The organism is Streptomyces rhizoryzae, assembly GCF_023155275.1.
Classification (GTDB): Bacteria; Actinomycetota; Actinomycetes; order Streptomycetales; family Streptomycetaceae; genus Streptomyces; species Streptomyces rhizoryzae.
The window spans coordinates 58,781-73,260 of record NZ_JALMUV010000004.1 but is presented as its reverse complement, the minus strand read 5'-3'; the positions used below and the strand labels follow the sequence as shown (position 1 = coordinate 73,260).

Below are 14,480 nucleotides of genomic sequence, written 5' to 3'. Positions count from 1 at the left end.
CCGCCCCGGGACCGCGGGGACCCGCGCGCGCACCGCCCCGGCCGCGGCGACCGGGTCCACCGGCGCGGCACGGGTCTCCGGCCGGCCACGGGTCTTCGGCCCGCAGCCCGGACCGCCCCACAGCCGCCCGGCGCCGATCGCCTCAGGCCCCGTGCGCAGCAGGGCCGCCACCTCCGCCGCGCCCGGCACCCGCGCGGGAGGAGCAGGGTCACCGGGCCGGTCGGCACGCCCGTGACCGGCCGATCGGTCAGCGACGGGGCGTTGCAGGGCCGGCGCACCGTCGCCGGCCCGGGGCGCGACGCCCCCTAGAACGCCGAGCCCGCGCGGTGGCCCCCCAGGGGACGGAGGGGCACGTGAGGTGCGGCGCCCGCGGCCGGCCCGTCCGCGCGGCCGGCCAGCGCCCGCGCCGCCAGCTCGAACCGGACCCGGCACACGTGCCGGCCCGGGCCGGGAGCGGCCGGATCGAGCGCCGGCGCCAGGGCCCGCTGCAACACCACCACCAACGCGTCGTGCACCGCCGTGAAGTGCGCGAGATTGGCGCGCCAGGACCGGTACATCGCCGCGCTGACCGGCCCCCGCGGCTCGTGGTAGACCGCCGCCTCGGTGTGGTAGCGCAGCCGCAGCCCGCGCCGGACCAGCCGGTAGCCCAGTTCGGCGTCCTCCAGCCCCCACCCGGTGAACGCCTCGTCGAAACCGCCCGCGGCCACCAGATGGCGGCGCCGCACCGAGGCGTTGCACGCCCAGACGTAGTGCCAGGCGGTCTCCAGACCGGCCAGCTCGCAGCCGAACGCCTCCAGCACCGGCTCCCGTTCGTCGCCCCGCACCACCGGCGGCAGCGCCTCGAAGCTGAACTCGTACCGCAGCCGTTCCCGGTCCACCGGCCCGTCCCCGAGCTGGAACGTCCGCCCGACCACCACCAGATCGTCGTCCCCGGCATGGGCCCGCGCGTGCTCGGCGAGGAAGGTCGGCGCCACCACCTGGTCCGCGTCGAGCAGGACGACGAGGTCACCGGTGGCCCGCGCCAGGCCGAGGTTGCGGGCCCGCGCCGGGCCGGATATCGGGGAGCGCGGCACGTGGACGTACCGCAGGTCGAGACCGGCGGGGAAGGCCGCGACCATGCGGTCGGTGCCGTCCGCCGAACCGTCGTCCACCACGATCACCTCGGCCGTGTGGTCCGCGTCCAGCGCCTGCCGGGCCAGCGACAGCAGGCACAGCTCCAGCGCGTCCCGCGCCCGGTAGGAGGGGATGACGACGCTGATCCTCATGGCCCGCTCCTGTCCACCACGTCCGTCCCCGGCGCACCACGGCCTGGACCCCGATCCTGGGCCGGACCCGGACGGCGGTCAATAACCCCGCCGCCGGGCGGAAGGGGCCGTCTTGACGGTGTCTCCGCGCTGGGCTACGGCCCCGGCGCCCACCCCGCGGTACGCCCCCGGCCCCTTGGGCCACCCGGTCCGCGGTGCACCCGCCGGGCCCGCGCGGCACCGCCGCGGCCGGCCCCGGAAGCCGCCCGCCACCGCCCCGCACCGGCCCCGGGACCCCGAACGGCCCAGCGCGATCCGGCCGGAACACGGCCGAGAAGGCCACCCCGCCGCCCGGCGGCTACCGGCGGCGCTCCACCCGCCGCTCGTCCCACACCGGCTCCGGCGTCTCCCGCACCCGGCCGTCCTGCCCGAAGACCAGGAACCGGTCGAAGGACTTGGCGAACCAGCGGTCGTGCGTGACCACCAGCGCCGTCCCCTCGTACGCCTCCAGCCCCTTCTGGAGCGCCTCGGCCGACTCCAGGTCGAGGTTGTCGGTCGGCTCGTCCAGCAGCAGCGCGGTCGCCCCGCCGACCTCCAGCAGCAGGATCTGGAACCGCGCCTGCTGCCCGCCGGACAGCTTCTCGAACGGCTTGTCCCCGTGCCGGTCCAGCTCGTACCGGCGCAGCGCGCTCATCGCCGGACCCCGGCTCTGCGCGTGCTCGGTCCACAGGATGTCGACCAGGGTGCGCCCCAGCAGCTCCGGCCGGGCGTGGGTCTGCGCGAAGTGCCCCGGCACCACCCGGGCACCCAGCTTCCACCGCCCGGTGTGCGCGACGTCCTCACCCGCCAGCAGCCGCAGGAAGTGCGACTTGCCCGACCCGTTGGAGCCCAGCACCGCGACCCGCTCGCCGTAGAAGACCTCCAGGTCGAACGGCTTCATCAGACCGGTCAGTTCGAGCCGCTGGCAGGTCACCGCCCGGACGCCGGTGCGGCCGCCCTTCAGCCGCATGGTGATCTTCTGGGGGCGCGGCGGCTCGGGCGGCGGCCCGATCTCCTCGAACTTCTCCAGGCGGGTCTGCGCCGCGTGGTACCGGGACGCCATCTCGTCGCTGCGCGCGGCGTACTGCCGCATGTCCGCCACCAGCCGCTTGAGCTGCGCGTGCTTCTCGTCCCAGCGCCGCCGCAGCTCCTCGAACCGCTCGAACCGCTCCGCGCGCGCCTCGTGGTACGTCGCGAAGCCGCCGCCGTGCACCCACACCGCGCTGCCCGCCGGACCCGGCTCCACGCTCACGATGCGCTCCGCCGCCCGCGCCAGCAACTCCCGGTCGTGCGAGACGAACAGCACCGTCTTGCGGGTCTCCCGCAGCTGCTCCTCCAGCCACTGCTTCCCGGGCACGTCCAGGTAGTTGTCCGGCTCGTCGAGCAGCAGCACCCCGTCCGGGCCGCGCAGCAGCGCCTCCAGCACCAGCCGCTTCTGCTCCCCGCCGGACAGCGTCCGCACCGCCCGCCACTGCGCTTTCTCGTACGGGATCCCCAGCGCCGACACGGTGCACATGTCCCACACGGTCTCGGCCTCGTAGCCGCGCGCCTCCGCCCAGTCGCTCAGCGCCTGGGCGTACTGCATCTGGGCCGCCTCGTCGTCCCGCTCCATGAGGGCGAGTTCGGCCTCGTCGACGGCGCGCGCGGCGTGCCGGATCCGCTCCGGCGAGACCGAGACCAGCAGGTCGCGCACCGTGCGCTCGTCCCGCACCGACCCGACGAACTGCGGCATCACCCCCAGTCCGCCGCTGACCGTCACCGATCCGCCGTGCGGTCTCAGCTCGCCCGAGATCAGCCGCAGCAGCGTGGTCTTGCCGGCCCCGTTCGCCCCGACGAGCGCGGCGACCGCCCCGTCGCCCACCCGGAAGGAGGCGTCATCGAGGAGCACCCGCCCGTCCGGCAGGTAGTACTCCACGTGCGCGACTTCTACATGCCCCATGATCGGCCCAAACTCGGAAGACGGAGATCACATCCCGCTTCGGCACTGTATCGGATCACCGGAGGCCCACCGCCGGCTTCTCCCAGACGGACACGTGCCGCCCGCTCGCGTCGGTGAAGGGTTCCCCGGCCCAGCCGCCCCACCGCTCGCGCAGCCGCAGCCCGGCCAGTTGCGCCATCAGGTCCAGCTCCGCCGGCCAGACGTACCGGAACGGGATCGACCGGTAGGACCCGCGGCCGCCCACGACCTCGACGTAGTGCGAACTCATCGCCTGCGTCGCGGTGTCGTAGCTGTCATCTCCGCCGCCCCCGCCTCGTACTCCGCCGCGACGCGCTCCCCGAAATACCCGTCCCCGTCGCTCCCGTGCGACGGCCCGCCCTGGTTGTCGTCCATGGCCGGACCGTAGTGCGGCGCCCGCCGCCGGCGCCCGCCATTTTCCGGCCGCGGCGCAACGGGCGTGCGCCGGACGCCCGTTGGGGGAGCCGCGGGGGCCCCGGGGCCGGTGTCCCCGAAAGGATGAGGGGCATACCGTGCGGCAGGCGGGCTTCACCGGGCCACGGCGTCGCAGAGCGCCGCGGCGACCGCGACCTCGGTACCGGCCAGGCCGACCGAGCTGAACACCGTGAGGTCGTCCGGATGGCTGCGGGCCGCGGCCGCGCCGGCCAGGACCGCGCCGAGATCGGTCAGCCGGCCGGCCGGGAAGAGCGGCGGCCCGGGCAGACCGGCCGACTGGGGGAGGGAGTCGGTGAGCACCGTCCCGGCCCGCTCGGCCACCGCGGGCGGCACTTCGCACCGGTCCGCCGACTTCGGGCCCAGGGTCGACAGATGGGTGCCCGGCGCGAGCCAGTCGGCCTCCAGGACCGGCACCGGGCTGCCGGTCGCCACGATCACCACGTCCCGGTCGCGCACCGCGTCCTCCACCGCCGCCACCGCCCGTACGGCGACGCCGAGTTCAGCGGCCGCCCGGCGGGCGAAGGCCGCGGCGCGCCCGGGGCGGCGGGCCACCACGGCGGCGTCCGCCACCTCCCGGACCGCGCGCAGCGCCCACAGCTGCGTCCACGCCTGCGGACCGGCGCCGACCAGGCCGACCCGGACCGGGCCCGGCCGGGCCGCCGCGTCCACCGCCACCGCGCCGATCGCCCCGGTCCGCCGCGGCCCCAGCTCGCTGCCGTGCACCACGGCCCGCAGCCGGCCGTCCCCCGCGCCCCACACGGCGACCAGCTGCTCCGCGCCGACCAGGGTGTCGTAGGCCCGGAAGCCGAACACCCCGCGGTCGCGCAGGTGGCCCGCGGTGAACACCAGCCGGCCGCCCTCCGCACCGCCCCCCAGGTCCGCCTGGACCCGGCGCGGCCCGGTCAGGGTGCCGCGGTGCGCGGCCAGCAGCGCCTCCCGGACGGCCCGGACCGCCGTCGGCGCGTCCAGGTGCGCGCGGACGTCGTCGTCATCGAGCAGCAGCACGGTCATCGGTGTCTCCCCTTCGCCGGTGTGGAGCCCAGCAGAGCACAGGGACCATACAGGGGGAGCACCGGGGCCGGGCGGTCAGCCGGCGGCCGCCTTGACGTTGGTGGCGTCCACCGCCGGGCGCAGGGCGCGGGCGAGGTCGACCGCGTCACCGACCGCCCAGACGTGCACGAAGAACAGCCGGGGATGGTCGGTCAGACCGTGGTTGTGGAGTTCCACGAGCTTGGCGCCGGCCCGCCGCAGCGCCCGCAGCACGGGCTGGACCTCGTCGGCGACCATGCAGCAGTCGGCGCTGACCGCGGCCCGGCCGTCGCCCAGCGGCTGGAAGTTGAACGCGCTGGTCGAGCCGAGGCCCGGCGGCAGCACCAGGTCGTCGTCGGTGATCTGCTCCCGGCGCACGAAGATGCACTTGTAGATCCCGTCGTCGCCGGAGCCCTTGGCGCCCATCGCCTCGTCGATCCCGGCGGTGTCCAGGTCGCGCGGCTTCGCCTGGCTGGACGGCCGCGGCAGCGGGGTGCCGGTGCGGTCGAACGCGGCGCGCAGCCCGCGGGCCAGCGCCACCGGGTGGCGGCCGTGCCCGTGGAGGTGCACCCACCAGATGTCCGGCCGCTGCCCGAGCAGGTGCTTGTGCAGCGCGGTCTGGCCGATGCCGTGGTCCTGCAAGGTGTCGATGAACCGCTGGAGTTCGCGCTCGGTGACCACCACATCGCCCATCAGCAGGGTGCGGTCGTCGGCGTAGCGGACGAACGAGACGTGCGAGCCGAGCGCGAGGGACGGCTTGATCCGCACGTGGTGGGAGACCACCCGCAGGTCCCGGCGGGGGAGGCCGGTGTGGTACATGACGTTGCGCTTCATGTCGCCGGGGCCGCCCAGCACTTCGGCCACGGACTTCCAGTCGGTGGTGGTGGTGTGCACCGGTTCGATCAGTTCCCGCGCGCTGCGGCCGGTGCGTCCGGCGGGCCGGGCGGCGGCCGGGGCGGCGGAGGCCGCGGCCAGGAGCGGGGCGAGGCCCGCCGCGGCCAGTACCCGGCGCCGCGGGGCCCCCGCTCGCGGGTCGGTGGTCTGCGGTAGCAATCCAGCCATGACGTGCGCACCTCCACGACGACCTCGGTGATGACTGGGAAGCATGGCCGATCTGATGCGCCGTCATGCCCGCGGCGCGGGCCGGACGGGCCAGGTGGTCATCGTCACGGGTGAGCGGATGTGGCGATCGGCGGTACCGGGCGCCGGGCCGGGTCCCCCGATTGCCCGGCGGCCGGTGCCGCCGGCGGCCGCTGCGCCGACACTGGACCCAGCCCACGGAGGAGGAGTGCCATGACCGCGTCCGGCCCGCCGCCCGGCACCGACGGCTCCCCGCCGCGCATGGGCTTCTTCACCGACACCTCCGTCTGCATCGGCTGCAAGGCGTGCGAGGTCGCCTGCAAGGAGTGGAACGCCATCCCCGAGGACGGCCTGCTCCTGACCGGGATGTCCTACGACAACACCGGGCACCTGGGCGCCGACACCTGGCGCCACGTGGCCTTCGTCGAACAGCGCAGGACCCCCGGTGCGGACCCCGGCGGCGTCGACGTCTTCCGCGCCGCGGCCCACCTCGGGGCCGCAGGCGGCCCCGCGCCCGCCGACGCGCAGACCGCCCCCGCTGAACTCCGCTGGCTGATGTCCTCCGACGTGTGCAAGCACTGCACGCACGCCGCCTGCCTGGACGTCTGCCCCACCGGCTCGCTGTTCCGCACCGAATTCGGCACCGTCGTCGTCCAGGAGGACATCTGCAACGGCTGCGGCTACTGCGTCCCCGCCTGCCCCTACGGCGTCATCGACCAGCGCCGCGGCGACGGCCGGGCCTGGAAGTGCACCCTGTGCTACGACCGGCTCGGCGCCGGCGCCGAACCGGCCTGCGCCAAGGCGTGCCCCACCGACTCCATCCAGTTCGGCGCCCTGGACGACCTGCGGGAACGGGCCGCGGTCCGGGTCGCCCAGCTGCACGCCGACGGCGTCACCGACGCCCGGCTCTACGGCGAGAGCCCGCAGGACGGCGTCGGCGGCGCCGGCGCGTTCTTCCTGCTGCTCGACGAACCCGAGGTCTACGGGCTGCCGCCGGACCCGGTCGTCACCACCCGTGACCTGCCCGCCATGTGGCGCTGCGCCGCGGCCGCCGCCGCGACCCTGGCCGCCGGGGCCGCCGCCGCCTTCCTGGGACGGCGGCGGTGACCGCGCGGGAGGGCCGCCGCGGCGGCGGCGAGCGGCCCGTCGTCCCCCGGGCCGGCTTCACCTCGTACTACGGGCGGCCGGTCCTCAACGCGCCGACCTGGGAGGCCCGGGACATCGCCGGGTACCTCTTCCTCGGCGGGCTGGCGGGCAGCTCCTCGCTGCTCGCCGCCGGCGCCCACCGGACCGGCCGCCCCCGGCTCGGCCGCGCCGCCAAGGCGGGGGCCTGCGGGGGTGCGGCCCTGTCGCTGGCGGCGCTGGTCCACGACCTGGGGCGGCCGGCCCGCTTCCTGCACATGCTGCGGGTGCTCAAACCCACCTCGCCGATGAACCTCGGCTCCTGGCTGCTGGCCGGCTACGCGCCCCTGGCGGCCGGCGCCGCCCTCAGCGACCTCTCCGGGCGGTACCGGCGGGCCGGTGCCGCCGCGACCGCCGGGGCGGCGGCCCTGGGCCCGGCCGTCACCACGTACACCGCCGTCCTGCTCAGCGACACCGCCGTGCCCTCCTGGCACGCGGCGTACCGGCAGCTGCCGTTCGCCTTCGCCGGCTCCGGCGCCACCGCGGCGGCCGGCCTGGGCCTGCTCGCCGCGCCCGTACGGGAAGCCGGCCCGGCGCGCCGGCTCGCGCTCTTCGGGGCCGCGCTGGAGACCGCCGCGACCAGCCTGCTGGAACGGCGCACCGGGCTCGCCGCCGAGCCCTACCGGACCGGCCGGGCCCGACCGCTGATGCGGGCCGCGCGGGCCCTGACCGCCGGCGGCGCCCTGCTGGCCGCCGGCCCCGGACGGCGCAGCCGCGGGGCCGCCGCGGTGGCCGGCGCAGCGCTGCTCACCGGCTCCGCCGCCCTGCGCTTCGGCGTCTTCCACGCCGGGGTGGCCTCCGCCGAGGACCCGCGCTACACCGTCGTCCCGCAGCGGGAACGGCTGCGGGCCCGCGCGCACGAGCGGTGACCGGGCGGCGACCGGACCGGCCGCCCTCCGGTTGCGGACGCCCCGGTCCCCGGCCGATCGTGGCAGGACACGGCCGGACACGGACCGGTGCGGCCAAGGCCCCGTCGCGGGCACCCGGGAAAGGAGCTGACCGCCATGGGCGTACGCACCTGGATCGAGTCCTGGCCCGTCTACCGGCAGCTGACCGGCGACGACCCCACCGGCCGCGGCGCCGCGGCCAAGAGCCCCGAGAGCGCCCGCCGCACCCCGCGCACCGCCACCGCCGACACGGTCGTCAAGTCCGTCTGCCCGTACTGCGCGGTCGGCTGCGGCCAGCAGGTCTACGTCGAGGACGGCCGGGTCACCCAGATCGAGGGCGACCCCGACTCGCCCGTCTCCCGCGGCCGGCTGTGCCCCAAGGGCGCCGCCAGCCTCCAGCTCACCACCGGACCGGCCCGCGAGCAGCACGCCCTCTACCGCCGCCCCTACGGCAGCCGCTGGGAGCGGATCGACCTGGTCACCGCGATGGACATGATCGCCGACCGGGTCATCGAGGCGCGCCGCCAGGGCTGGCAGTGGGAGGTCGACGGCGCCCGCACCCGCCGCACCCTCGGCCTGGCCGCGCTCGGCGGCGCCACGCTGGACAACGAGGAGAACTACCTCATCAAGAAGCTCTTCACCGCCCTCGGCGCGGTGCAGATCGAGAACCAGGCGCGCATTTGACACTCCGCCACCGTTCCCGGTCTGGGAACCTCGTTCGGCCGCGGCGGCGCGACCACCTTCCAGCAGGACCTCCAGAACGCCGACTGCATCATCATCCAGGGCTCCAACATGGCCGAGTGCCATCCGGTGGGGTTCCAGTGGGTGATGGAGGCCAAGGCCCGCGGCGCGAAGGTCGTGCATGTCGACCCGCGCTTCACCCGCACCAGCGCCCTGGCCGACCTGCACGTCCCGCTGCGCGCCGGCAGTGACATCGCGTTCCTCGGCGGCCTGATCCACCACGTCCTGGCGCGCGGGAAGTACTTCCGGGAGTACGTCCTCGCCTACACCAACGCCGCGGTCATCCTCAACGAGGACTTCCGCGACACCGAGGACCTGGCCGGCGTCTTCTCCGGCCTGGACCGCGAGGGCCGCAGCTACGACAACGCCAGCTGGCAGTACGCCGGTATGGAGGTCCAGGCGGCCTCCGGCGAGCGCGACAAGGAGTACGACCGGCGCACCGGCGGGGAGCGGTCGGTCAGCGAGTCCGGCCGCGGCGAGGCGCACGGCTCCGGCGGCGCGCCGCTGGGCGGCGGCGAGCCCCGGCGGGACGAGACGCTGACCGACCCCCGGTGCGTCTTCCAGGTCCTGCGCCGCCACTACGCCCGCTACACCCCGGAACTGGTCGAGGAGGTCTGCGGGGTGCCGCCGGAGCTGTTCCGGCAGATCTGCGACCTGGTCACGGAGAACTCCGGCCGGGACCGCACCACCGCGTTCGCCTACGCGGTCGGCTGGACCCAGCACACCGTCGGCGTGCAGTACATCCGCGCCGCCTCGATCCTCCAGACCCTGCTCGGCAACATCGGCCGCCCCGGCGGCGGCATCCTCGCCCTGCGCGGCCACGCCTCCATCCAGGGCTCCACCGACATCCCCACGCTGTTCAACCTGCTGCCCGGCTACATCCCGATGCCGCACGCCCACCGCGGTGAGGACCTCGACACGTTCGTCGCCGCCGAGGCCCCGCGCAAGGGCTACTGGGGCCATATGCGCGCCTACCTGGTGAGCCTGCTCAAGGCGTACTGGGGTGACGCGGCCACCGAGGAGAACGACTTCTGCTTCGACTACCTGCCCCGCCTGACCGGCTCGCACAGCACCTACGAGACCGTCCACGCCCAGCTCGACGGCGTCTGCAAGGGCTACCTGCTGATCGGCGAGAACCCGGCGGTCGGCTCGGCCGGCGCCAAACTGCAACGGCTGGGCATGGCCCGCCTCGACTGGCTGGTGGTCCGCGACTTCTCCCTGATCGAATCGGCGACCTGGTGGCAGGACGGCCCCGAGATCGCCACCGGCGAACTGCGCACCGAGGACATCGGCACCGAGGTGTTCTTCCTGCCCGCGGCCGCGCACACCGAGAAGGACGGCAGCTTCACCAACACCCAGCGGATGCTCCAGTGGCACCACCAGGCGGTCGAGCCGCCCGGCGACGCCCGCAGCGACCTGTGGTTCACCTACCACCTCGGCCGCCTCGTCAAGGCGAAACTGGCCGCCTCCGACACCGAACGGGACCGCCCCGTCCGCGACCTGACCTGGGACTACCCCACCAAGGACGGCACGGCGTACGGCGAACCGGACGCCGAGGCGGTGCTCGCCGAGATCAACGGCCGGGACGCGCACGGCCGCCCGCTGTCCTCCTACGAGCAGCTCGCCCCCGACGGCTCCACCTCCTGCGGCTGCTGGATCTACTGCGGCGTCCACGCGGACGGCGTGAACCAGGCCGCCCGCCGCCGCCCCGGCCGGGAGCAGAACTGGGTGGCCGGCGAATGGGGCTGGGCCTGGCCCGCCAACCGGCGCATCCTGTACAACCGCGCCTCCGCCGACCCCGACGGCAGACCGTGGAGCGCCCGCAAGGCCCTGGTGTGGTGGGACGCGGAGCGCGGGACCTGGACCGGCCACGACGTCCCCGACTTCCGCGCCGGCACCCCACCCGGCCACCGGCCCCCGCCGGACGCGACCGGCGCCGACGCGCTGACCGGCAGCGACGCGTTCATCATGCAGGCCGACGGCAAGGCATGGCTCTACGCCCCGGCCGGCGTCGTCGACGGCCCGCTGCCCACCCACTACGAACCGCAGGAGTCGCCGTTCACCAACCCGCTCCACCCGCAGCAGCGCAACCCCGTCCGCCACCTCCTGCCCCCGCACCCCGACGACCGCTTCCACCCGGTGGGCCGCGAGCGCGGCGCGGACGTCTTCCCCTACGTCGCCACCACCTACCGGCTCACCGAGCACCACACCGCCGGCGGCATGTCCCGCTGGCTGCCCTACCTGGCCGAACTGCAACCGGAGTTCTTCTGCGAGGTCTCCCCGGAACTGGCCGCCGAACGCGGCCTGGAACACACCGGCTGGGCCACCGTCGTCACCGCCCGCGGCGTCATCGAGGCCCGGGTGCTGGTCACCGATCGGATGGTGCCGCTGACCGTGCAGGGCCGCCGGGTCCACCAGGTCGGCCTGCCGTACCACTGGGGACCCAACGGCTACACCACCGGCGACGCCGCCAACGAACTCCTCCACCTCTCCCTGGACCCCAACACCCACATCCAGGAGACCAAGGCGTTCACCTGCGACATCCGGCCCGGCCGGCGGCCCCGCGGCCCGGCCGCCGCGGCCCTGGTGGCCGACTGCCGGCGCCGCGCCGGCATCGACGAGCACACCGGCCGGGAACCGTGATCCGCCGCCGCGTCAGCGGATCACCACCGTGTGCTCCCCGCGCGGCACCAGCTCGCCCACCACCGGGGCGCCCGGCACCTCGCCCGCCACCAGCAGCCCGCCGGAGGTCTGGGCGTCCGCCAGCAGCAGCCGCGTCGCCTCGTCCGCGGCCCCGAAGTCGGTGTGCCCGGCGACCCACGCCAGATTCCGCCGGGTCCCGCCGCTGACGTACCCGTCCCGCACCGCCTCCCGCGCCCCGTCCAGGTAGGGCACCGCCGCGGCGTCCACCACCGCGGTCACCCCGGAGGCCCGCGCCAGTTTGAACAGGTGCCCCAGCAGGCCGAAACCGGTGACGTCGGTGGCGCACCGGGCACCCGCCGCCACCGCGGCCCGCGCGGCGTCCCGGTTGAGCGCCACCATCGCCGCCACCGCCTGCGCGAACCGCTCACCGGTGGCCTTGTGACGGGAGTTCAGCACCCCGATCCCCAGCGGTTTGGTCAGCGACAGCGGCAGCCCCGGCGCCCCCGCGTCGTTCCGCAGCAGACGCTTTGGATCGGCGACACCGGTGACCGCCATCCCGTACTTCGGCTCCGCGTCATCGACGCTGTGCCCGCCGCCCACCGGGCAGCAGGCCTCCGCCGCGACGTCCAGCCCGCCGCGCAGCACCTCCCGCGCCAGCCCGGCCGGCAGCACCCCCCGCGGCCAGGCCAGCAGATTGACCGCCAGCACCGGCTCCCCGCCCATCGCGTACACGTCCGACAGCGCGTTCGCCGCCGCGATCCGCCCCCAGTCGTAGGCGTCGTCCACCACCGGCGTGAAGAAGTCCGCCGTCGAGATCACCGCCGTCCCGCCCGCCCCGGGCCCCGGCAGCCGGACCACCGCCGCGTCGTCCCCGGTCGCCACGCCCACGAGCAGCTCCCCGGCGCCCGCGCCGGCCAGCCCGGCCACCATCGCCTCCAACTCCCCGGGCGGGATCTTGCAGGCACACCCCCCGCCGCGCGCGTACCGCGTCAGCCGCACCGCCTCCCCGTCCCCGTCCTCCGCCGCCGCACCGGCCGCTGTCCCGACGAACGTCATGCGCTGCCTCCTGAGCCAGGGGAGTGGTCCTGCCGCCCTGCCTACCCTCCCTGCCGCGCACCTCCCGCGAACGGCACGCCGCCGCCCGTACATTCACCGTGTCCACCAGCCGGACGGGGAGGCGTGAGGGTGCCTGGTGGCCCTCCCGGTCTTCAAAACCGAGGTGCCCGAGAACCTCGGGCAGGCGGGTTCGATTCCCGTCCGCCTCCGCTCTTCACACGGCTGTGACCTGTGGCTTTTCCAAGGCTCGGAGGACGGGGCCAAACGCTGGCCAGACGGCGGAGCACCAACCACCCGTATCCTCTTCGCTGGGTTCAGCGCGGCCGGGGCGTTACGTGGGAGGCCGAGAAGTTTCGGCGACAAGGACAGCGCGGAGCGCTTCGGGAAGCTCGTTGATGCTCATGGGCAGCAGTGGCCGCCCGGCTGGGTAAAGGGACGTGGGTTCGTCGCGGAACCAACTGTTTCCGGTGGCATGCCCCTTGCTGAGTGGGCACGCCGGTACGTTGACCGCTGCACGGAGATCGATGGCCGCTCCCAGCATGACTCGCCCGGGCCGCCGGCGACGACGGCGCCACCGGCCCGGTGGGCCCGGCTGGCCCGGCCGGCCCGCCGCTGCTCGTACACGGCCTGCTCCTCGGGCCACGGCGGCCGACCGGCGCGGGCGGCCATGAACGCGCGGATCCGCGAGTTGGCCTCGGCGGTTGCGGCAGGGACACAGGTAGTCGCCATGGCGCGGAGCCTACGGGCGATCGCTGACAACGCGCGCACAAAATAGGCCCCGCCCCATACCCTGGCAGTGTCGAGCTGTTCAGAGAGGGGCAAGGCCATGACCGATGCTACCCCGGACCCGTACGCAGCACCCATGGCGTTCGGGCAGAGAATGCAGATTCTGCGGCAGCGACGCGGCATGACACGGGATGTGCTCGCGGGGCTGGTGGGCATGTCGACATCGTGGGTGAAGCGGGTCGAGAACGGCCAGTTGCAGCCTCCCCGCCTGGATCTGATGCTCCGCATCGCCGAGGCGCTGCGGGTCCGAGACCTCTCCGAACTCACAGGGCGCACCAACAGCATGCGAGTTGATCTCTTCACCGGCCCCGGCCACCCCCGACTTGCCGCTGTGCGGGATGCCATCGACAAGTTCCCCATCACGGCCGACCAGCCGGCCCCCCCGGCTGAGCACATCCGGGCCAGGCTCGAACACGCCTGGGCGGCGCGGCATTCCGCCCCGAATCACCGAGAGGTGGTGGGCGCGCTGCTCCCCGACCTCATCGGAGACGCTCAACTCGCGGCCCAGCAAGCGGATTCGGGGCCAGAGCGACGGGCAGCCCAGGCCACCCTGTCGGAAATTTACAGCCTGGCCCAGTTCTTCCTGGCCTACCAACCGGAGCCGGCGTTGCTGTGGAGGGTGGCAGAGCGGGGCATAGTGGCCGCCCAGGAATCGGAAGACCCGCACACGATCGGTGTTGCCGCCTGGCTTACCGCACAGGCTCATCGCGACGCCGGCCCCTCCCACTTCGACGCCGCAGACTCGGTGACCTACTCAGCTCTCCGGTACCTCGAACCGCTGCTGGCGGACGCCAGCGACGCCACCCGGGCGATCACCGGTGCCCTCCAGTTCGAGGCTGGCTACACCGCAGCTCGGCGCGGGGATTCCGGTACCGCGTGGCGGCACTGGGACAAGGCCGACCAGACAGCGAAGGCTCTCCCCAAGAACTACTTTCACCCCGTCACCAGTTTCTCCCGAGCGGTCATGGGCGCCCATGCGGTAACCATCGCGGTGGAGCTGCGGTCGGGCACGGAGTCGGTGCGGCAGGCGGCCAAGGCCGAAGCCTCAGCGATTCCGTCCCGGCCACGGCGGGCCCGCCATCGAATCGAGCAGGCCCGTGGCTACCAGCTCGACAGGCAGCCGGAGGCGGCCCTCGCCACCTTGAAGCAGGCGTTCGAAGCCGCCCCCGAGACGGTCCGGTACAACGGATACGCGCGTCGGATCGTCCTGGAAGAGACCGAAGCGGCCTCGCCTGATCGCCGACGCCGCGCCTCTGAACTTGCCGCGCAGATCGGACTGTTGGCCGGGTGAGGTAGGGGGCACAAACTGTGTCCCCGCTCCGCACTGCACCACCCTACGGTCGTCGCATGGACACCGAGCGTGCGCGAAAGTCCGTGGCGGCGGCTGTAAGCGGCCCGCCG

Annotated in this window: 10 protein-coding genes, 1 tRNA gene and 1 pseudogene; 5 read left to right on the top strand and 7 right to left on the bottom strand. The window is 74.7% G+C overall.

The window, feature by feature from the left end:
- Positions 1–305: 305 nt before the first annotated feature.
- The 6 genes and pseudogenes from MUU72_RS05270 to MUU72_RS05250 form a co-directional block, all read right to left on the bottom strand.
- Positions 306–1,265, bottom strand: a complete 960-nt coding sequence (locus MUU72_RS05270) for a glycosyltransferase family 2 protein (protein WP_248011926.1) — start codon at positions 1,263–1,265, stop codon at positions 306–308.
- A gap of 337 nt (positions 1,266–1,602) precedes the next feature.
- Positions 1,603–3,222 (bottom strand): ABC-F family ATP-binding cassette domain-containing protein, encoded by a 1,620-nt coding sequence (locus MUU72_RS05265; protein WP_248011925.1) that lies wholly within the window; start codon positions 3,220–3,222, stop codon positions 1,603–1,605.
- A gap of 55 nt (positions 3,223–3,277) precedes the next feature.
- A pseudogene (locus MUU72_RS05260) lies at positions 3,278–3,520 on the bottom strand (SAM-dependent methyltransferase); the annotation flags it as partial.
- A complete protein-coding gene (locus MUU72_RS35200; protein WP_282503732.1) occupies positions 3,487–3,615 on the bottom strand; it encodes a hypothetical protein in 129 nt (42 codons plus the stop codon). The pseudogene MUU72_RS05260 and the gene MUU72_RS35200, both read right to left, overlap by 34 nt.
- A gap of 153 nt (positions 3,616–3,768) precedes the next feature.
- Entirely contained in the window at positions 3,769–4,686 is a 918-nt protein-coding gene (locus MUU72_RS05255) for an ornithine cyclodeaminase family protein (RefSeq protein ID WP_248011924.1), read from the bottom strand.
- A gap of 75 nt (positions 4,687–4,761) precedes the next feature.
- On the bottom strand, positions 4,762–5,766 hold the full coding sequence (locus tag MUU72_RS05250) for a DUF1259 domain-containing protein (protein ID WP_248011923.1): 1,005 nt from the start codon (positions 5,764–5,766) through the stop codon (positions 4,762–4,764).
- 231 nt (positions 5,767–5,997) lie between these two features.
- Here MUU72_RS05250 and MUU72_RS05245 point away from each other — a divergent pair, with 231 nt between their 5' ends.
- From MUU72_RS05245 to fdh, 3 genes are all read left to right on the top strand, one after another.
- Positions 5,998–6,891 (top strand): 4Fe-4S dicluster domain-containing protein, encoded by an 894-nt coding sequence (locus MUU72_RS05245; RefSeq protein WP_248011922.1) that lies wholly within the window; start codon positions 5,998–6,000, stop codon positions 6,889–6,891.
- Positions 6,888–7,835 carry an NrfD/PsrC family molybdoenzyme membrane anchor subunit gene (nrfD, locus tag MUU72_RS05240; protein WP_248011921.1) on the top strand — a complete coding sequence of 316 codons (948 nt, stop codon included), beginning with the start codon at positions 6,888–6,890 and terminating at the stop codon, positions 7,833–7,835. The genes MUU72_RS05245 and nrfD overlap by 4 nt, the downstream gene beginning before the upstream one ends.
- A gap of 135 nt (positions 7,836–7,970) precedes the next feature.
- The gene (fdh, locus tag MUU72_RS05235; RefSeq protein WP_248011920.1) at positions 7,971–11,237 is read left to right on the top strand and encodes a formate dehydrogenase; all 3,267 of its coding nucleotides are present in this window, start codon (positions 7,971–7,973) and stop codon (positions 11,235–11,237) included.
- Between the two features lie 12 nt (positions 11,238–11,249).
- Here fdh and selD read toward each other — a convergent pair whose 3' ends face one another.
- On the bottom strand, positions 11,250–12,293 hold the full coding sequence (selD, locus tag MUU72_RS05230; protein WP_248011919.1) for a selenide, water dikinase SelD: 1,044 nt from the start codon (positions 12,291–12,293) through the stop codon (positions 11,250–11,252).
- A gap of 117 nt (positions 12,294–12,410) precedes the next feature.
- On the opposite strand from selD, the gene MUU72_RS05225 reads away from it, so the two are divergent.
- Positions 12,411–12,503: transfer RNA gene (locus tag MUU72_RS05225), tRNA-Sec, on the top strand.
- Positions 12,504–13,155: 652 nt separating this feature from the next.
- Positions 13,156–14,370, top strand: a complete 1,215-nt coding sequence (locus tag MUU72_RS05220) for a transcriptional regulator (protein ID WP_248011918.1) — start codon at positions 13,156–13,158, stop codon at positions 14,368–14,370.
- The last annotated feature ends 110 nt before the right edge of the window (positions 14,371–14,480 follow it).